This window comes from Desulfovibrio sp. JC022, assembly GCF_010470665.1.
In the GTDB taxonomy this organism is placed as follows: Bacteria; Desulfobacterota; Desulfovibrionia; order Desulfovibrionales; family Desulfovibrionaceae; genus Maridesulfovibrio.
The window spans coordinates 100,012-118,120 of record NZ_VOPZ01000007.1 but is presented as its reverse complement, the minus strand read 5'-3'; the positions used below and the strand labels follow the sequence as shown (position 1 = coordinate 118,120).

At 48.1% G+C, this 18,109-nt stretch carries 15 protein-coding genes; 5 read left to right on the top strand and 10 right to left on the bottom strand.

Annotated features, from left to right (window positions below; translation table 11 throughout):
• Positions 1 to 12 precede the first annotated feature (12 nt).
• Positions 13 to 774: an HD domain-containing protein gene (locus FMS18_RS12465; protein WP_163295004.1), complete on the bottom strand. Its 762-nt coding sequence runs from the start codon at positions 772 to 774 to the stop codon at positions 13 to 15.
• Between the two features lie 4 nt (positions 775 to 778).
• Positions 779 to 1,105, bottom strand: a complete 327-nt coding sequence (locus FMS18_RS12460; protein WP_163295003.1) for an SHOCT domain-containing protein — start codon at positions 1,103 to 1,105, stop codon at positions 779 to 781.
• Positions 1,106 to 1,261: 156 nt separating this feature from the next.
• On the opposite strand from FMS18_RS12460, the gene FMS18_RS12455 reads away from it, so the two are divergent.
• From FMS18_RS12455 to FMS18_RS12445, 3 genes are all read left to right on the top strand, one after another.
• Complete coding sequence (locus FMS18_RS12455; protein ID WP_163295002.1) at positions 1,262 to 1,672, top strand: response regulator; 411 nt, start codon at positions 1,262 to 1,264, stop codon at positions 1,670 to 1,672.
• A gap of 97 nt (positions 1,673 to 1,769) precedes the next feature.
• Complete coding sequence (locus FMS18_RS12450) at positions 1,770 to 2,708, top strand: Tim44 domain-containing protein (protein ID WP_163295001.1); 939 nt, start codon at positions 1,770 to 1,772, stop codon at positions 2,706 to 2,708.
• 149 nt (positions 2,709 to 2,857) lie between these two features.
• Positions 2,858 to 3,160 (top strand): Hpt domain-containing protein, encoded by a 303-nt coding sequence (locus FMS18_RS12445; RefSeq protein WP_163295000.1) that lies wholly within the window; start codon positions 2,858 to 2,860, stop codon positions 3,158 to 3,160.
• Positions 3,161 to 3,166: 6 nt separating this feature from the next.
• Here FMS18_RS12445 and FMS18_RS12440 read toward each other — a convergent pair whose 3' ends face one another.
• A complete protein-coding gene (locus tag FMS18_RS12440; RefSeq protein WP_163294999.1) occupies positions 3,167 to 4,309 on the bottom strand; it encodes an HD-GYP domain-containing protein in 1,143 nt (380 codons plus the stop codon).
• Between the two features lie 412 nt (positions 4,310 to 4,721).
• Between FMS18_RS12440 and FMS18_RS12435 the strand changes: the two genes are divergently transcribed.
• The gene (locus tag FMS18_RS12435) at positions 4,722 to 5,660 is read left to right on the top strand and encodes a MerR family transcriptional regulator (protein WP_163294998.1); all 939 of its coding nucleotides are present in this window, start codon (positions 4,722 to 4,724) and stop codon (positions 5,658 to 5,660) included.
• Between the two features lie 98 nt (positions 5,661 to 5,758).
• Positions 5,759 to 6,187, top strand: a complete 429-nt coding sequence (locus FMS18_RS12430) for a hypothetical protein (protein ID WP_163294997.1) — start codon at positions 5,759 to 5,761, stop codon at positions 6,185 to 6,187.
• Between the two features lie 36 nt (positions 6,188 to 6,223).
• Here FMS18_RS12430 and FMS18_RS12425 read toward each other — a convergent pair whose 3' ends face one another.
• The 7 genes from FMS18_RS12425 to FMS18_RS12395 all read right to left on the bottom strand — a co-directional run bounded on the left by FMS18_RS12425 (position 6,224) and on the right by FMS18_RS12395 (position 18,047).
• Entirely contained in the window at positions 6,224 to 6,634 is a 411-nt protein-coding gene (locus FMS18_RS12425) for a PqqD family protein (protein WP_163294996.1), read from the bottom strand.
• The gene (locus FMS18_RS12420) at positions 6,618 to 7,514 is read right to left on the bottom strand and encodes a hypothetical protein (protein ID WP_163294995.1); all 897 of its coding nucleotides are present in this window, start codon (positions 7,512 to 7,514) and stop codon (positions 6,618 to 6,620) included. The genes FMS18_RS12425 and FMS18_RS12420 overlap by 17 nt, the downstream gene beginning before the upstream one ends.
• A gap of 181 nt (positions 7,515 to 7,695) precedes the next feature.
• The gene (locus FMS18_RS12415) at positions 7,696 to 9,657 is read right to left on the bottom strand and encodes a peptide transporter (RefSeq protein ID WP_163294994.1); all 1,962 of its coding nucleotides are present in this window, start codon (positions 9,655 to 9,657) and stop codon (positions 7,696 to 7,698) included.
• A 35-nt stretch (positions 9,658 to 9,692) separates the two neighbouring features.
• The gene (locus FMS18_RS12410; RefSeq protein WP_163294993.1) at positions 9,693 to 11,666 is read right to left on the bottom strand and encodes a DUF6785 family protein; all 1,974 of its coding nucleotides are present in this window, start codon (positions 11,664 to 11,666) and stop codon (positions 9,693 to 9,695) included.
• Between the two features lie 17 nt (positions 11,667 to 11,683).
• The gene (locus FMS18_RS12405; RefSeq protein WP_163294992.1) at positions 11,684 to 16,552 is read right to left on the bottom strand and encodes an FtsX-like permease family protein; all 4,869 of its coding nucleotides are present in this window, start codon (positions 16,550 to 16,552) and stop codon (positions 11,684 to 11,686) included.
• Between the two features lie 19 nt (positions 16,553 to 16,571).
• Positions 16,572 to 17,306, bottom strand: a complete 735-nt coding sequence (locus FMS18_RS12400; protein ID WP_163294991.1) for an ABC transporter ATP-binding protein — start codon at positions 17,304 to 17,306, stop codon at positions 16,572 to 16,574.
• A 63-nt stretch (positions 17,307 to 17,369) separates the two neighbouring features.
• A complete protein-coding gene (locus tag FMS18_RS12395; RefSeq protein WP_163294990.1) occupies positions 17,370 to 18,047 on the bottom strand; it encodes an ABC transporter permease in 678 nt (225 codons plus the stop codon).
• Between the last annotated feature and the right edge of the window lie 62 nt (positions 18,048 to 18,109).

Genomic DNA, 18,109 nt, shown 5'->3' with positions numbered 1-18,109 from the left:
CCATAAAATCGATCAAGAGTTAAGCTGTTCCATTATCGGACTACGCAACTGATGTATTTGATCTGTGTCAGGAAGCTGGGTCATGAGGGTTTCTACGTATCCGCGTTTGATCATTTCTTTGCGCGACCATTCAAAATTAAGGTCATAGGCCCAGCTGAGCAGAAGCAGGCGGAAATCATTAAGGCAGCGCATTTTGTGATAAGCTCCCTGCTTGCCTTCCTTAACAGCCTGAAGAACCGCATCAGTCACTTCACCGGGTTTCTCAGTCAGTCCCATAAGCGGAACTTCGTTGCCGGATTGGACGCCGGTCATATGGGGGATCAGCACCTTGATGATATCTATCTTGTCCGAGTCCCGGACAATTTCAGTACAAATCCTAAGTTCTTCGGATATGAAACCGGGCAGTTTGTTACGGTTGTGCAGGGCTATTGCGCCGAGGATCGTATTGCGTTGTTTCCGGGGCAGTTTGTCCAGAAGCTTGTGCTTTAAAATAGTTCTGGCTCCCAGCACTCCGTGATTACAGGATTCTGAGTCTTTGAATGTTCCGTATTCACGATACTGTGGAAATCTGCCGGTATCGTGAAAAAGGGCAGCTATTTGGGCTGTCCCTGCCAATCTTTCAGGCAGCGAAAGTGTGCGGCAGATGTTTTGGCTGTTTTTGAAAACATCAAATGAGTGATCAATTTTCAACTGAATGTCCGGTCGTTCCCTGTCATTGGCATTTTGCAGATAAGGACTGGTAAATTCACTGAAAATTGTTTTCAGGTGTTTCATGGGACTAATACAGGATTCTTTTTTTCTTAAATTTGTAGTCTAATTCGGAAATTTTACCGGATTTCAGGTCTTCTTCCAATTGGGCAAGTGCTTTTTCACGCATTTCCGCGGCCTCACGGTCGAGGTCATGGTCCCTGAATTTACCATTGGGGCCAAAGAGAACTCGCAGGAAAATAACGATTATACCAAGAATTGCCGCCACAAAAAGCATCTTGGTTGCTGAGGCCCAGAAGTCCCCGTATCCGGGGCCGAAGGGCCAATGGTCCCAATGCGGGTTGCTTTCGTATTTGCCTGATATAAATGAAAATACAGATGACATAGCTTCGATCATGGATACTTCCTATTATGTTTTCGTGAATATCTACCCCTCATTTCAACTCTCCGCAAGATAAACCGTAAGTGTTAATTTTGTGTATATAATTGCATATATAATCCCAGTGTGTTTTAATAAAACGATACAGAAATATTGTAGGGATGAGGAGAGTGTATGAGGATTTTGATTGTTGAAGATGAGCTTGCGAGCAGAAAATTTCTTACGCACGTGATGACCAGCTATGGCGAATGTGATGCTGTGGAGGATGGTGCGGAAGCTGTGCTGGCTTTTATTGAAGCTCTTGAATCCGGAAATCGTTATGATTTAATATGTCTGGACATTATGATGCCGGAAATGGATGGTCAGGAGGCTTTAAAAGAGATTCGTGAAGTTGAGAAAGAACACGATATACCTCTCAAGCTTGAAACCAAGGTCATGATGACAACAGCACTTGCTGATCCTTCCAATGTTATGGAAGCTTATTATAAAGGAGGGGCTTCCATTTATCTCACCAAACCTCTTGATGTTGAAAAAATACGCGAAGCCATGGTTGAACTCGGCTTTTTGAAAAAAAGTATCGAATAGTTCCGATATCTCTGGACAGGCCGCGTTAGCGTAATTATCTAAAGGACTGCGGCTTCGGTCGCAGTCTTTTTTATAACCTAAGTAAATGAGGTATTAGATGAAACTACTCGGGTATTTGGTTCTTCCCCTTACTGTTGTCTGCCTGCTGGCTGTTATGGCCGGTGATGCGGATGCGAAAAGAATGGGCGGGGGAAAATCCTTCGGCAGCAAGCCATCTTTTTCAAAGAATTATAATAAACCAACTTCAACAGCTACTTCCCAGAAGCAGGCAGGTGGAACCAACAAGCAGCAGGGCGGTATTGCCCGTCCCGGTATGGGGCTCCTCGGTGGGCTGCTGGCCGGTACTTTTCTCGGCTCAATGCTTGGCGGCTTCGGTGGAATGGGTGGCGGATTTTTCAATATTCTGATCATCGGTTTACTTGCATATCTCGGATTTAAATTTTTCAAGTCCCGCAAACGTGGGGCGGATGATATGTATCGTCAGGGCAATTATCAGCGCGGCCCGGACAACTCTCAGGCGCAGCGCAACAATACCAATAACGATCCTTACGCCCGCAGGGAACAGACCGCTCAGAATGCTTGGGACCATCTTTCTTCCAAGCCTTCTTCGCAGCAGGCAGCAGACTCTTCCGCTCAGCAGGGCGGCCCGTCTGTAAACATTCCCGCCGGATTTGATGAAGAGGATTTCCTTGAAGGTGCCAAGGCTGTTTACACCAGACTTCAGAAGTCATGGGATAAGCGCGATATGGCAGACATAGAACAGTTTGCCAGTGCTGGTGTGCTTAATGAAATCAAACAGCAGGCTCAGGAAGATCCCGGTCCGTCTCAGACTGATGTGCTCATGGTGAACGCAAGGCTGCTGGAAGTTAAGGAAGAGGGCGGCGTTACCCACGTAACGGTTTATTATGACGTTCTTCTGCGCGAAGACCCCGCTCAGTCACAGCCTTCTCAGGCCCGCGAAGTCTGGCATTTTGTGAAGCCTGTAGGCTCAGATGGAATGTGGAAGCTGGATGGCATTCAGCAGCTTGAAGAATAAGAGTTAAAAAATAAGTCGTTTTGGGTAATTCTTTTTGCCTACGGCTGTTCAAATTGATAAAGGATAAGGGTATCGCTGAAAAAGCGATACCCTTTTTCTTTTTTTGAAAGTCATTCCGCTAAGGAGTTAAGTTTACCGGGTGAGGGGGTATGGGTGTGAAGATTGTTGAGAGAATAGATTCTGATATTCAAGGGCTTATTCCCGGATTTATGGAGATAACCCATAATGAAATTAAAGAGCTCGAAGACGCATTGAATTCCGGGGATATGACTGTTGCGACCCGTATCGGACATAATCTTAAAGGTTCAGCCTTGAACTATGGATTTTTGCAGCTTGGCAGCATTGGACGCAGGATAGAAACCTGCGCAGCATTGAATCAGCCGAAGCAGCTTCTGGCTGAATTGCAAGTCCTTAAGGATTACGTGGAGCGGGTTGAAGTGGAATACGTGTAACTGCGATTACCAGAGAAATCTGTCCAGTTCCAGTTTGAATGTTTTCGGGTGAATACATTCAACAATTTCTAAGTTATTTCCCTGTGTCTGATCAGATCTTTTGGACAGGTCCACGAATTCCGGGTGAATAGCCCTGAATCTGCTGTTGAATACGATCTTTACCTGCGGCAGTAGCGGGGCTTTGGGGGTATTGGTGACTACAACTCCGTAGCGTCCGTCTGAAAGTTTGACAAAGCAGCCCACAGGATAAATTCCCACACATTTGATGAAGCTTTCCAGGTATCTGGGATGAAATGATGAATTGGCCATGGAATAAAGGTGTTTAATGGCCGAATTAGGGGTCATTGCTTCACGGTAGGGACGGTCTGAGGTTAAGGCATCATATGAATCGCAGATGGAAATAATGCGTGCATATTGCGGGATATCGTTCCCGGACAGTCCTTGCGGGTATCCGGTTCCATCATATTTTTCGTGATGGGATTTTACCGAGTTGATAATGCCTTGCGGTGAGTCGTGGTCGGCAAGATATTTATATCCTTTTAAGGTGTGGATCTTAATTTGCTTGAATTCGTCTCTGGAGAGTTTGCCTTTCTTATTCATCAATTGTTTCGGCAGCCAGAGTTGTCCAATATTCATCAGCATTGCCGTGATGGAAAGCTCTTCAACGGCTTCCCTTGAAAGTCCTATGTATCGACCGAGAATGGCACTGAGGATTGCTGTGTTCAGGCTGTGCGTGTGCAGGTATCTGTCTGCACGGGCTAATACGGTCAGGCTTGCCGCTGCGCTGTTGTTTCTGTCTATCGAGTCGATAAGGGGGCTGATGTCTTTTTTGTATTCGGAGATTTCAAGTGATCCTTCCTGCTCAATTGTATGAAATATTTTTTGCACGCAGCTAAGGGCATTATTGTACGCCTCGCGGGCAAAGAGAATCTCTTCTGAATAAGTCGTCTGGGGGAATGAGTTTAGTACGGCACTTTTTTCGGAATCTATCAAAACTTCATTGATATTGAGTTGAAGTATGGCAGAGATGTCTGCTTTGTTGGAAATAGGGGTGTTGGATAATTCCGTGGGCAGACTGCTGAAGCCGTTGGCGGAACAAACAACAAACATCCCTTCCTGAAGATTCGTAGTTTTGATCTTTTCTAACATCGTTGGTGCGTATTCTTCCAGGTCAGGCCTTGACCCTTTTCTCCTTGCTTCTGATTACACTTTATGTACTGCACAGGGCAAGAGAAAAGTGCGCTTGCCACGCTACGTGGCTGTGGGATGTTACTCCGTCACTATACGCACTCAAATTTTTTAAGCAGGCGACTCAATTCGCATAATGTGAGTTTTTTTGATCCTATTTCCACATACCCTCCGTCGATGTTTTTCCCATCTGTTTAAAGAATAAGCACTATTAACTGCTTGTCCACTGGTGAGTAGTTTTAGTTATTGGTTGTTCAATTGAACAAAATGGCGAGTTGTTTGGTCAATATGTTGTTCAATTTGTGTTGACTTGCTCGTTTTAAGGGTTTATTGTTTGTTTAAGTTTGATAATGAACAACAAGTGAGCAGGGGTATGTCGAATCAGTACTTAAGTTTGAGAGAGGTTGGCAGGAGGCTGGATATTCCTCCTTCAACAGTGGTGTACTATAAGGATAAGTACTCAAAATTCCTGCCTTCAGCTGGCGGGAGTGGTCGCAGGCAGAAGTATTCTGTAGAAGTCGTTGAAATTTTCAGGAGGATACGTGAAATGTATGGAATGAATTGGACAACTGAACAAATTGAAACTGAATTGAGTCTTAAGTTCGGTATGTTGGTTAATAGTATTAAAAATGATCAACAGTTGATCAATGGTGCCGGTCTGGAGTCCGGTTCAGATATGGAGACCGTAATCAAAGGGTTGTCTTCGGTCCTAGGCAAGGTTTCCGATATGCTGTCCAGTCAGGCCCTCTTTCAGACTGAATTGCGTGATTTAAGAGAAGAAGTCTCAACGCTCAGAAGCGAAAAACGCAAGCTCTCCGCTGATACCAATGAAAGAATTATGGACATGGCCATGGAGATTGGACGTTTAAAGCGCGACCGGGCAGAGCTTTTCAGGATTTTGAGGGCTGGCGGCGATTCCGGTCCGGATGAGTCCTCTTTTCCTTCTTCCGGGTATCTTGAACGTCCTCTGGTAATCCGTAATTCAGAAGGTGAGTATCTTGGTGTTGCCGGAAAGGGACGCAAGCATTTTTCATTGGAAGATTTTGTCACTCTGCTTGAGAATAGTATAAATTCACATAGAAGTGTTGATCTTGATTGGAAGCAAAAGGGTGGTCAGTGGGTCCTTGTTATTGATGCCAGTGAAGGGCAATCTGCGTCTCAGAAAAAAATTGTACTTGTAACCGAAGAAAATGTTACACCTAACAATAATACTGTAGTGCGTATTGATAGTATGGAAATTAACGGCAAGGCTGTTCCCGGAGCTCTTTTGTTTAGTCTTTTTAAGCAGATACGTGAGAGCTTTGATCGTTAAATAGTTTTGGTGATTTTCTAGAAAAAGTCTTGATATATTTGGTAAATGTGGTTATTAAGTTGATGATATCACTAGAGGAGTAGCCTTAGGAGGAAGACATGCCGCAGGTTGCAGCCAGGATTACGCACGATCACGAACAGTGGCTTAAGAATTATTTCAAGACCAAAAGTGCAGGCGCAGAGTTTATTCTGCCCTGGGCTGTGGATATGTTTTTTAAATCCATGCGTGCTGTTGCACAGGAATTGAATGTTGCTGAGCTGAAGACTGTTTTGGAATCATATCGGGGTGTGAAGATTTTACCCAACCAGTGCAAGGGAGCGTATCTTTTTTTGCAGGTTGAGGAAGCTTGTGAAACAGAGAATGTACACAGTGCTCACGGTGTCAGCTGGCCAAATCTTGAAGCCAAGCTGAAACGTCTTTCTGATGTGCACTCAACTGCACTCATGATCTGGGCATCCGCTTATTGGGTGAGCAAGGTCTGGAACGGTGTCAGTTTTGAAGAATACATCAAACTGACCTGTGGGTAATGGTCCAGATTAAAACTTTACTCTTTCCGGGCAAAGCTATTTTGTGCCGGTGTTTTTGTTGCTGAAAGCTATGAGTCCTCTTTTCCCCAGATCTCTAAGAAATGAAGCTGTTGCCACTTCTGCTTCACGGGGCAGGACCTGATATTTTTTTGCAAATCCCGCAGCTATTGCGCGGACGCTGTTTTTTCCGTCAATCATATCCCAGACAAGGGAGCCCATCTCATCTAGTTCAAGTTCTTTTATGGGTGGGTTACCGTCCTTCCACATGCCGAACCTTTTAGCCACGTCAGCGAAAAGCGGTTTAAGCCGCAATGGATAAGACAGCATTACCAGTCCGTTATCCATGCGGGTTTCTTTTATATCCCTATTTTTCAGAGGGGTGCAGGCCATTGCTTCACCCCTGGTCATTTCCGGGATAACAGGCTTTTTCTTACTGAATAATTTCATATTTTTTGAAGATATTTTTTGCCCTGTCTTCAGGAATTTGCTGGCGTGACTTTACCATCACAGCCAAGATACGGTTGCTTTCCCGTGTGTAGCGGATTTCAATTTGTCCGTAAGGACGACGTTTGGGATTGAATTTAGAAAGAGCAAGTTTTGCAGTGGATGGGCTTTTTACCTGACCGTACATGCAGGTGGAGCCTTTATCGTATTCCAGTTCTGCTATGGAAAGTCCCAGCTTTTTGATTTCATCTTTGAAGAGTTCTTTGGAGAATTCTCTCAGCGTACAGTCTTTGAGAATTACATCCGCAGGGCTGAAACGGTATAGATCTATCATTTCAGTCTGGTCTGCCAGGCATATATTGAATCTTCCCGGTTTGAATTCAAACGATTCCAGAGCCATGGTGGCAGGGAGAGTGGCTTTCATATCATAGATATGCCAGAGCTGGTCCTCATCAGGGGTATTGAATTTCAGGCTGCTAAATAATGTAACCGCTGCATTGTCAATCTGGTTATCACACTTGCCAATGAATTGAACCAGCATGACTTTAGCGGCGTTCTTACAATAAAACATCACTCCGCGTCCGGTGGCGAGGTCGGATTGCCAGTAGAATGCCGTGGTATTGTATTTTTTCAGCGGTGCTTTCCATGAAGCGGGAAGGACAGTTGATTCTATTTTAAGTCCTGAAGAAGATTCAATCTTTTTGGCAAGCTGCCTGAAATAGGTTTTTTCCTTGTAGGTCCTGCCGGCATCATACCAGCGAAGTTCGATACAGGGATGTTCTCCATTATCGAGTTGCAGGAATCTTTTATCGATTCCGCTGACCTCGAAATCAGACGGTACATCAAAACTGATGCCGTCCCACGCTATATTCTTAAGATCCATTCTCTGTTCCTTATGGAAAAGCGGTTTTTTCCTGAATTAAAAGGGAAAACCGAATAATCATATTGATGCAAATACACAACGGATAATCAAACCGAAGCTAGGTTACCTAAAACATTTTCTACTCATCCGCAAAGTATTAATTCTTATCCTGATTTGTTTTAAACATAGTTTTTCGTCAGGATCAGTAGGCCATTTTACCTAATGATTTCAGGATCAGGGTACAACCCATGGCGAACATACCTGTCAAACCCATGCCGCAGGAGAATCCCGCCAGCAGGACCGGGGCATACTGACGCCACATAGCTCCGTATTTTTTCTGGAAAAAATAGCGGCCTATTAGTGCCCCGGCAACTTCCAGAATAAAACCGTGGGGCGTACTTTGTCCGAGCCCTCTAACTACACCGTAAACCAGCAAAATCGGTAGACCCAAGGTGTTGAGTACGGCGTAAAGGACAAGTCCCAGACTGATCCCTCCCATTACGACCGGACCGCTCAGTGCTTGAAAGAACAGCGAGTTACCTTCAAGTGTCGAAGTCTGCATGAGCAGGGTATTTAGAGCCTGCAAATGCCAGAGTTCCTGTGCGTAAGGATAGTTCGAAGATGGAATGGGCGCAAGCTGCCAGATGAACTGTGAGAAGAGCAGGCTGGCAATCATGACTACCGGAAAAACAACCAGCTCCGCTTTGATGATGCCCCGGATGGATGTTCCGGTCAGTTCGATCTCGCGGAAATGGACTGTCGCTTCCCCGTAGTTATGGATCGGGATCGGTGCATACCAGATTTCAATTCCCTGATAACCGAAGAATTTCGCCCCGGCAATAAAGCTTGCCTCTCGCACAAGCGGCAAACTGACAAACTGTCCGGCTATACCTTCCATTCGTGCGGTGATGTAGGAGATCACCGGGGTGTAGATGAAGCCGTAGAGCAGGAAGAAAATCCACGGAAAATTGGGCACCAGCAGTAGACTCATACCCACGTAGGCAAGAGTTGAGAAAACATAAATGGCAATGGATACCCAGAAGTTGATATCTCCGCGTCCTTCCGGTGGTTCGAAAAGTTTACTCCATGATTCACGGCTCTTGGCATGTTCACCGCGGAAAGATTTTACAACGTACCAGATCCCGATCAGCCCGATAGCCAGACCGAGTCCGATAGAAAAACTCATGTAAAAGTCAAAGTTATTGGCAAAAACCGTTTCAACTGTCTCCATGCCCGGATGCCAGCGATGCAGGATGCCGTGTTCATATAGAACCGGGTTGGCGACAAAAGTGATGATGATCCCGATCAGCCCGCCGATAACAGCCCAGAAGGGCAGGACCATACCGATGAAGAACAGCCCGAGGTCAAACTGGATACCCGTGGCAACTGCCGGGAGAATTTTTTCCGTATACGGCGTCAGCTCCACCCATGGAATGGGGATAATCCTGATTGGTTCGGTAAATAGCAGCCCTGAAACCGCTGGAAGCAGCACATAAACCGCTCCGAAGGCAAGTCCGATAACRCCTCCCACCGAGAATACCCGCCATTTCCAGCTAGCCTGTTTTTCTTCGGTAGATTCTGCTAAAGCCATGGTACCCAGCGCGCCGACAGGGGCCATGGGGAAGGGCAGTTTTTCCACATCAGATGTGATGCGGTAAAGAGCGTATCCCAGCCCGAAATGGTCTATTCGCTGGACAATCTGCGCCCCCACCAGCAGCAAAATCGGTATGAGCCAGTCACGGTGGAAGAAGGTTCGTTCAAGGAGCGAGTCCGATCCCGGCTGCGGGGCAACCCACGTGGGAATGAATTCTGTCAGACCCAGCATACGTGCAGCGTCCGATTGCACTAAATATTGTTGCCATAGCAAACCTGAGAACGGCGAGGCCAGTGCTGCCCCGGCCATGTAGTAGAGGAGGAAAATTTCTTGCTGTTTCAGCTCGGTGTACGATCTTTTGGCAATCTCTGCGAAAAGGATAATGGTAACCCAGCGCGCAGCAGGACCAATACCCTGACCGATGACCAATTGCAGGTACATACTTCCCGGCATCATCAGGAAGCCGATGAAGATGGCACCGACTACTGTTTTCCAGTCAAAGCCCTCTTCAAAATGGGTCGGGGTTTTTAGCAGGTCTCGATATTCTTGTAGCTCTTTATCGTTGTGCATATTGTATATCTCAGTATGTAGTTAACTTACTCTTATTAGCCCGGCAGGACCTGATAACTCTGCCCTGCGTACAGTCCATACAAGGCCCACATGCCGCCCATGAGAAAATCTCCCATGATCAGGCCGAAGAACAGATACCGGACACGTTTGAACAGTCCGACTCCGCCGTAGCGCAGGGTGAGCTGGTTGCAAATCCAGCCGAGGAAAAAGCTGAACCAGAGAATTTTCATGGCTGAGCTGTAGGCGGTCAGATATCCGATGGGATGCAGCGGCCACCAAGGTAGTCTGTTGTAGGCCAGTATGAGCATGAACATGACCACTGCGCCTATTGTGGCGAAAGTGGTTACCCAATGCGACGCTGCCGCAGGTTCTTGAATGATGCGCACTACGTTGTCGTAGACGTTCATTGAAGTGCGGGTTGCCCAGTCCAGCTGCAATTCACGGATACCGTATTTATAGCAGACCATAAGCATGGCCCCGAAAGATACAATTACACCCAGCAGTAGAATGCTGGTGATTCCGAACAGGAACAGCCTTTTATTCTTGATCCATTCGTTGATCTTGGAACCGTGTACCAGCGAGGGCATGAGTGATTCCCTGAGATCGACAAAAAGAATTTTTTGGCACATGGCGGTGATGGCAATGCCCATGGATCCGAAGAATTTAGAGCCGAAAATAGTGGTTACGCAATCGATGGGCGCGGCGGTCAGGGTGAAGTAGGCGATACCTCCCTGACAAATCGCCTTGGAAGCCACCAGTGTGAAGACAAAGAATGCGAGCAGGACTACCACGGCCACCAGCAGAGGGATGCCGAAATATACACACCATGCGGTGAGCAGCAGACCGGAAACAGCCAGTCCCCAGAAGGAAAATCTAAGGGACATCCATTCTGCGTCGCCGCGTGTGGATTCTGCGCCGAAAGCTTCTTTAATCACCTGTTTTAGGTGCTGGCGGGCCAGCCAGACAATGAAGCAGAAAAAAACGAGGTATGCCCCGATCATTTGAGTTTCTTCAGGCCGGGTCAGGGTTGGGCCGAAGGTTACGCCAAGTGCAGAGGCGGGGATGTTCAGTCCTGATGCGCTCAGGATTCCGTAGAACAGTCCTCCGAGTAGGAAAAAGAACCAGAAGCTGAAGGAAATCTGCCTTGAAGCCAGAAAGGCGAAACCAACGAAGGCCGGGTAAAAATAGATTTTTAACTTGTGAAACCCGGAAAAAAGTCCGGTTTTGGCAAAGTATTTACCAGCCAGAATGAGGGTCGGCATTTCCGGCACTGAAGGGATGTAAAAATGAAGTCCGTTGATCAAATGCAAACAGACGCAGAAGATCAGCCCGATCAGGAAAAATTTGTTTCCAAGGAATGATCCGTACAAGCCCTGATCCATTGCTTCTTCCATGAAGCGGGGAAGCTGTAACAGTGGGAAGTTCAACCGTTCGTTTTCCACCCATTGCCTGCTGAAAATATTGGTCAGGCAGAGCATCATGAAATAGCAAAGCAGGATGAAAGCTCCCCACCACATGAGCGGGGTCAGCCATGAACCCCATGGGATGGTATTGAATATTTCAAGGTTGTCCATGAAAGGACCGCCTTTGATGCCGTTATAGAGCTGTTCCACTGCTTTGGGGTCAGTGGGGTGCAGAGACTCAGGCAACAGCGGCTGGAGCACTTCCTTCCACCTGTTGCCGATGGTGGCAAAATGAAACGGGGCAGTCAGGTTAATGAAAAAGGTTCGGGCCAGTCCGGTGTAGGAAATACCGGATACAATGACCATAAGAATCCACATGGTCATCAGGTCCAGCCCGGTCAGCAGCGGATGTGAACGCAGGAGCTTACGATGCAGTGCGCAGATTGCGGTCAGCCAGGCCAGTATGAAGAACGGGGCCAGCGGAAAATGTCCCCCGGCCAGCGGAGTCGCATTCAAGTAGGTGTTGTTGAAAGGTGTGAAAGCGCAGATAAGCAGCCCGAAGAGGGTGCCCAGCAGAATCGCTCTTTTCCTTATTTTACCATGCATCTGTGGAATCCTTATCTTTAAAGGTCAGCAAGTTTTTTGCTTGTATTCAGCCCGGTAAAACCAAAGGCCATCATTTCCGGTACTTTTTCGCGGAAGCTCTTCTGTTTTTCCGGTTCGAGTGAACGCCAGACAAGGAATTGCTTCCTGATGGCATTGATAAAGTCTTTATTCAATCGTTTCCAAGCCCCTATTTCGCCGGACTCGCGGGTGATGAACAGGGCAGCTTCGAGGAATTGCGGATGCGCTTTGGCTGGTCTGAAACGGAGTTCGACCATCTGTTTAACCCCGAAATCAAAGGGAGCCAGCCAGACCCGCACATTGAAACGGAAACAGGTGATGTGATCCGGGCAACCATCCAGCAGATCGCAGACAGATTCCGGTAAGGGTTCCTGACTGAAATTTACTTCGATCTCTGAAGTGGAGAACAGTCCGTGGGAAACTTCGGTATGTGATTCAAGGTATTCCAGTAGAAAACCGCCTGCATCCTGCTGCTCGGCATGTTTGAGCAGGAAGGGCAGGGTTGCTTCAATGGTGTTGGTGTCGGTGTCGGGCATCTTCCATGAACGGTTTACATCCGGGATGGCGATGTTTGCCGCTACCTTTGAGGGGTAGATGACAGATATAAGGGTCACGGCAATGACCAGTATCATGGCTGCAACACCTGCCATGGATGAATAGTTGGCAGTCATGCCCGCCCAGAGCGGGGTTCCGGCTAATAGACCGGATGCTGTCTGTGCTATTAAGTAGCCGACCACCACACTGATTACTGCGAAGGCGATAGCTTCGGCAATGAACAGGAAAGATACGTGGGTCGGAGCCATACCGATGGAAGTATAGACTGCAATTTCCTTCTTACGCTCGTAAACACTGGTAATCATGGTGTTAAGAACGATCAGTGCTGAAATAATCAGCGGGATCATTATATTGCCCATACCTGAATAGTTCATGGTGTCCGAGGACTGGCAGATATACGTTCCGCTCTTGTCGCATGAGAAAATGGGCAGGCCGTAACGGTTTATAAGGCTGTTGACTGTTTCTTTGGAGAATTCGCCGGAAACGGGCGCGATTGCCACTGCCTTAAGGTGTCCGCCCATAGCCATGAGGGTATCGTAGGGAATGATGGCGGTAACCTCTCCGGGCACATGGGTGTAGCGTCCCTGAAAAGTGTCAATATCTTCCCCTGATTCAATGGCTTCCGCTTCAACTTCACTGAGTTCTTGCGCTGCGGCAGAAGGGAAGATGACCGGAGTCATGGGTTCACCGTCAAGATCGGTATGCTCACTGAATTTTTTACCGTCGAAGATACCAGTGAGTATGAATTTGCTGCCCCAGACATCAACTTCATCTCCGGCAACAGCACCGAGGCGTGAGGCCATTTCCTGCGAAAGCAGGATCTGGTTTGTCTTACCGGGAGCGAGCCATGTGCCTCCCTCAAGAATATTCTCAATGTTGCTGACTTGAGGCTCTATGGAACTGAGTCCCACGAGACCTTTCACTTCTTCCTGTTTGCCCTCAAAGCTGACCGGGGTGACTGCGGAAGTTGTTTTATCTTTCAGCTCCATCCAGCCGCGCGGGGCAACGATACCGCTTTGGTCAAAGTCGTTGCTGACAATGCCGAGGGTTTCGCGGGGCAGGTCGTGCCAGCCGAGATTCTTCATGAACAGGCCGTAGTAGGGCTTGGCGTCATTGAATTTCACATATGTGTGCTGGCGCAGTGATTTTACTGCGGTAAAGCTCATGATGGTAAAAGTCAGGATCGTCAGGGTCAGGCATGTCAGGAAGGTCCTGAGTTTCCTGCGGCGCAGGTTGCTGACTCCGATAACAAATGCGGAAGTGAATGCCTTCCATTTGCTGATTTCTGAAGTCTGGGTCTTGTGTGCCCGCTGCTGAAGCAGGATCATTTCTTTTTCAAAGCGGAAGAAAATAATCAGCGAAACCATGACCGAAAGTCCGAGAATAAAAAAGGCCAGAATTACAACCATGGGGCTGTAAGTCAGCTTAAAGGCCGGATGCACGGAATAGATGACCGCGATAACCGCCGAAAGAATAGCTAGAAAACCGATGATTCTTTTGTGGATATCCGCGAAAGAAAAAATCAATCGTTCCATGCAATAGGCAAAGGGAATGAACAGGGCGATGTAAAAAAGCACACCGACCAGCACGTCTTTCTGGGTCTGGTCCACATCAAGGTAGACCTTGGAGGCCAGTGCCCATGCGCTGCGGGCATTGGTCATGAAATCGTCGTAGCGTCGTTCTTTCCATGCGGTTTCCGCATCAGCCAGAGCCTTGGTTCCTTTTTGTTCCAGATTTCTGATCTGTTGGTTAACAATGCCGTGCGATTCAAGGTTTTTGATGCGCGGAGCAAGCAGGGTCCACATATCTTGAGCAGCGCGATAGTCCGTTGCCGGAATAATGGGCCATTTCTTGAGGTAATACCCCTTACCCGCCGGATCGTCCGGTTTGGATTGGATGAGAATCATCTTCCGGTTCAGGACTGAATCTGAAAGGGTCATCTTAAGCGGAACGTCCGGCTCAAGGAATATACTGGCAATGGTTGAGGAACGGGTATCAATGCGGCTGTACCAATAATGCATGGGAGTCGCGTCACGGGTTCCGTCCAGTACTTCCACTTTGGTCATGTAGCGGAAGGTACGCGGGGTGAGCAGGTCGAACAGAGTAGTTTGACGGCAACCGAACATGACCAGTTTGGTCTCCATATCCAGCCTGCGCATTTTTACCCTGTACGCGCTTTTTCCGGTTTTCTGTTTGTCGATGGCCCAGACAATACGTCCGTCATCATTATATTTGTAGCCTTCGATGATCAGTTTGGACTGAACCAGCTTTTTAGAGGCTACGCCTTTGTACTTGAAATCCCCTTCGGAATCGGAAAGGGCGTAAAATCTGGTTTTGCCCTGAAAGCCCATGAAGATGGCTCCGGGCGCGGGTTGGTCCGCGAAAAGTTCACCCTGACGGATGAAGCGGGCCTTGCCGTTGACCATGGCGTAACCTTTTCGCGGCAACTTGGTGGTCAGCGGGCCTTCGCTATTGGAAATTTTACGGATCAGACCTTCAGTCAATTCAGCCTGTTTGCCGATATTGTCCCAATTAACATTTTCAACGGTATCAAAAGGGGTTCCCCAAAATTCGCGACCATCATTAACTGTGGCAAATGTGAAACCCAGCTTGCCGGACATGGTGGCGACTTCGCTGCTGAATTGCGGTTTGTCGAGCAGCCAGGTCTGCCATGGGCGCGTGCGGTCCGGGCGCAGGGTGTCCTTGTACATGCCGTCCGTGCCGGTCAGTTTTTCCACCTCAGGCACAGCATCTTCAAGGATATCATTGATGCGTGAAAAAGTTCTAGAAAGGTTTACTCGCGGGCGGAGTTCATAAAACCAGCCTTCACCAAAGGCTCCGACCCCCTCTCCGTGACTGGAAAGATGCAGTGAAACGGCGCAGACCAGCTCTTTTGCCCGTACAATCTTGCGCAGCTTGCGGGCACTTTTGATTGCGGTAAGCTGATGCTTAATGTCTTTCTTGGTTTTTAGTACTTGCTCTTTTACATGCGGGAAGAGGTCTTTTACTGCTGCCATTTCTTCGGAGGGCAGGGTGGAAAAATCTGGTTTCCATGAAATGCGGCGCAGAAGTTTGCGCTTTTCATCCAGCTTGGTGATGGCATCCTGATCAGCGTTTTCCTGCAATCTAAGTTGCATGAGTTTTTTGCTGATAATGTCTACTTCGTCTTTGATCTGGTTTTTCAGGGTCTCGTAAAGCAGGGAAAATAGTCGGGGATTTTCAACAGCGAGTTCTGTTGCCAGCGGATTGTCAAGCTCAAGGCCGTCAAGGATTCTGGATGCGTCATTTTTTTTGTTACGCAGTTCCACCTTGATTTTCTTGAGTGTCTTACTCTTGCCGGAAACAGCGGAAGCAAATTCCCGTATACCGCGCAGGGATTGCCCATGTCCGGTGGTTGCCAGCAGCAGGACCGAACGCTTAGGCGGATTAACAGCCATCTTTTTGCCGATCTCAAGGAGTGATGCAATGGAGAGGGCTTCGTCCGCACCGGGGGAGTTGCCCATTATGTATGCTGAGCTGTCGTAAAAAGCTTCGATTACGATCAGGTCTTCGCTCATTTCCGGGTCGCTGCCCTGAATCATACAATAGACGTTTTCCGCTTCGATACGTTCCCATTTACTTCGGGAATTAAGCTTGCCGGATTCGGCAATAAGTTTACTCCCGATTCCGGCATCCAGCCCCATCTCATTGCGTGCATCTTCGGCACTCATGTAGTAGCGGGGAAAATCCAGTGGTGAAAGTTCAAGTTTTTCTTCGAAAAAGCCTTTCAAGGTCGGGCCGTTGTCTATGTAGATGAGAGCCGAGGCACCCAGACTGGCCGCATTGAGCCAGTTTTTGCCGGAATTCATATCCATGAGTACAATGGAATCTTTAACCGGAAGTCCGTTAAAGTCGTCAAGACTGCCTTTGCCCACGTAAATGACCGGACCGTTTACTCCCCCTATCGGTGTTGCAGGAGGAGAAATGGCGTTGAATTTAGCAGGTTTGATGCTGATTTGTTTTCCGCTGGCGATACTGAAAAAGGTCTCCGAGACGGTCATGGCCGGAGCAAGGAAAAGGTGTTTCCCGGTTTTGAAATCACCAAGTTCCTCGAATTTCATTTCAATATAGTCGGCGGTCCTTTGGGCTCCCTCGGAGCCGAATGAGCGGTCTCCGAAAGACGAAAGATCAGAAATAGTCTGCTTGATGGAGTCCGCTGAACTGTATGCCTTGGCGGGTATTCCTGCGGTCATAACCAGCAGCATAGCTAACAGGATGGTAATAATTCTGTTGCGTTGCTGTGGAAATATGTTCTCAGATGTCATTATGGACATTAAGCTGTGCCTCCGGTGATCAGGCCATGCGAATGCAGCCCACATCGATATTGAGCTGGTCGCGGTGTTCGATTTTTTTGATCAGTCCGTCTTCAATCCAGACAACCCGGTCGGAGGCGTTGAGCATTTTGTAATCGTGGGTAGCGGTGATGATAGTCACCCCGCGTTCCTTGCTCAGTTCGTTCATCAGTTTGATGATTTCCTCCCCGGTGGAGAGGTCAAGGTTTCCGGTGGGTTCGTCCGCGAGAATAATGGCCGGGTCGTTAGCCAGCGATCTTGCGATGGCCACGCGCTGCTGCTGACCGCCGGAAAGTTCCTGCGGCTTATGGTTATAGCGTTTGTTCAGCCCTACAAGGTCGAGCAGTTCGATGCCTTTGGCAACTGCTGCGTCGTTGTGGACCCCGGCGAAGATCATAGGCAGGGTGATGTTTTCCAGCGCGGTCATGACCTGAATCAGGTTGAAGGTCTGGAAAATATAACCGATTTTGCGGTTACGCAGCCACGCAAGTTCAAAGGCATCCAGCTGGGCAATGTCCACTTCATCGATGTAGACCTTACCTTCTGAAGGTTTATCCAGCCCGCCGATCATGTTGAAGAGGGTGGATTTACCGGAACCTGAAGGCCCCATGATGGAAAGGTATTCTCCGGCATAGATTTCAAGGTCCACGCCTTTGAGAGCCTGAACATCAGTGCTGCCGAGTTTGAAATTACGTTTTACCCCGGTTACCCGGACGATGGTGTGCTGGTCGGCCATATCTCTCGCCTTTTATCTTATTAAGTTATTGTTCCGTTTGAAATTTATTCGTCTGTCTTGAAGCTACTCTTCGGTCCGCATGGCCTCAATGGGGCGCATGCGTGCTGCAATGAAAGCCGGGTAAAGTACCCCCAGCAGGCTCAGTCCAAATCCCACCCCGATGGAATAGAGAAGTGACATGCCTACTTCATCAAAGGGCAGCATGGTCAGTGCATCGAATCCAAAGCGGAGCATGCCCACAAGGATGGCGATTATGGCCCCGAAGATTGAACCGAGCAGTGCTCCGGTAGTCCCCTGCATGGATGCTTCCAGCAAGAACAATCGCAATACAAAGCTGTCCAGCGCACCGAGGCATTTCATGGTCCCGATTTCGCGGAAACGCTCGGTAACCGCCATGAGCTGGGCATTGATGATCCCCACTGTGCAGACCAGCAGGGAAAGGATGACAATCCAGCGTTCTTTGGCACTTCCGCCCGGTTCATATCCTGTTTTTTCAAGGGCTTTGATTAGATCAAGGTCGCCTGAATGGTACAGTCCGCTGGAGATATCTGCTCCTACAAGAACATAAGCCAGAAAGGATACCGCCAGAATAAGGCTGGTTACTGTAACCATGTTGCGCAGGAAGCGTGACTTTAAGCTTTTTATACTGATTTCTAAGGATTTTTTAAAGGGCAGGACTACTTGAGCCGCAATGTCCGGCTGTGCGTCCTGATTTTGAAATGGAATTTTATTCTTAGACATGTCTTGCTCGGTAGATATAAATGTATCTGTACCCCGTGGTTCGACCCCGTGAACCATGGGTG

Excerpts from the sequence above, each read along its gene's own strand:
- FMS18_RS12465 (WP_163295004.1), bottom strand. The coding sequence starts at position 774 with ATGAAACACCTGAAAACAATTTTCAGTGAATTTACCAGTCCTTATCTG.
- FMS18_RS12460 (WP_163295003.1), bottom strand. The coding sequence starts at position 1,105 with ATGATCGAAGCTATGTCATCTGTATTTTCATTTATATCAGGCAAATAC.
- FMS18_RS12455 (WP_163295002.1), top strand. The coding sequence starts at position 1,262 with ATGAGGATTTTGATTGTTGAAGATGAGCTTGCGAGCAGAAAATTTCTT.
- FMS18_RS12450 (WP_163295001.1), top strand. The coding sequence starts at position 1,770 with ATGAAACTACTCGGGTATTTGGTTCTTCCCCTTACTGTTGTCTGCCTG.
- FMS18_RS12445 (WP_163295000.1), top strand. The coding sequence starts at position 2,858 with ATGGGTGTGAAGATTGTTGAGAGAATAGATTCTGATATTCAAGGGCTT.
- FMS18_RS12440 (WP_163294999.1), bottom strand. The coding sequence starts at position 4,309 with ATGTTAGAAAAGATCAAAACTACGAATCTTCAGGAAGGGATGTTTGTT.
- FMS18_RS12435 (WP_163294998.1), top strand. The coding sequence starts at position 4,722 with ATGTCGAATCAGTACTTAAGTTTGAGAGAGGTTGGCAGGAGGCTGGAT.
- FMS18_RS12430 (WP_163294997.1), top strand. The coding sequence starts at position 5,759 with ATGCCGCAGGTTGCAGCCAGGATTACGCACGATCACGAACAGTGGCTT.
- FMS18_RS12425 (WP_163294996.1), bottom strand. The coding sequence starts at position 6,634 with ATGAAATTATTCAGTAAGAAAAAGCCTGTTATCCCGGAAATGACCAGG.
- FMS18_RS12420 (WP_163294995.1), bottom strand. The coding sequence starts at position 7,514 with ATGGATCTTAAGAATATAGCGTGGGACGGCATCAGTTTTGATGTACCG.
- FMS18_RS12410 (WP_163294993.1), bottom strand. The coding sequence starts at position 11,666 with ATGCATGGTAAAATAAGGAAAAGAGCGATTCTGCTGGGCACCCTCTTC.
- FMS18_RS12405 (WP_163294992.1), bottom strand. The coding sequence starts at position 16,552 with ATGTCCATAATGACATCTGAGAACATATTTCCACAGCAACGCAACAGA.
- FMS18_RS12400 (WP_163294991.1), bottom strand. The coding sequence starts at position 17,306 with ATGGCCGACCAGCACACCATCGTCCGGGTAACCGGGGTAAAACGTAAT.
- FMS18_RS12395 (WP_163294990.1), bottom strand. The coding sequence starts at position 18,047 with ATGTCTAAGAATAAAATTCCATTTCAAAATCAGGACGCACAGCCGGAC.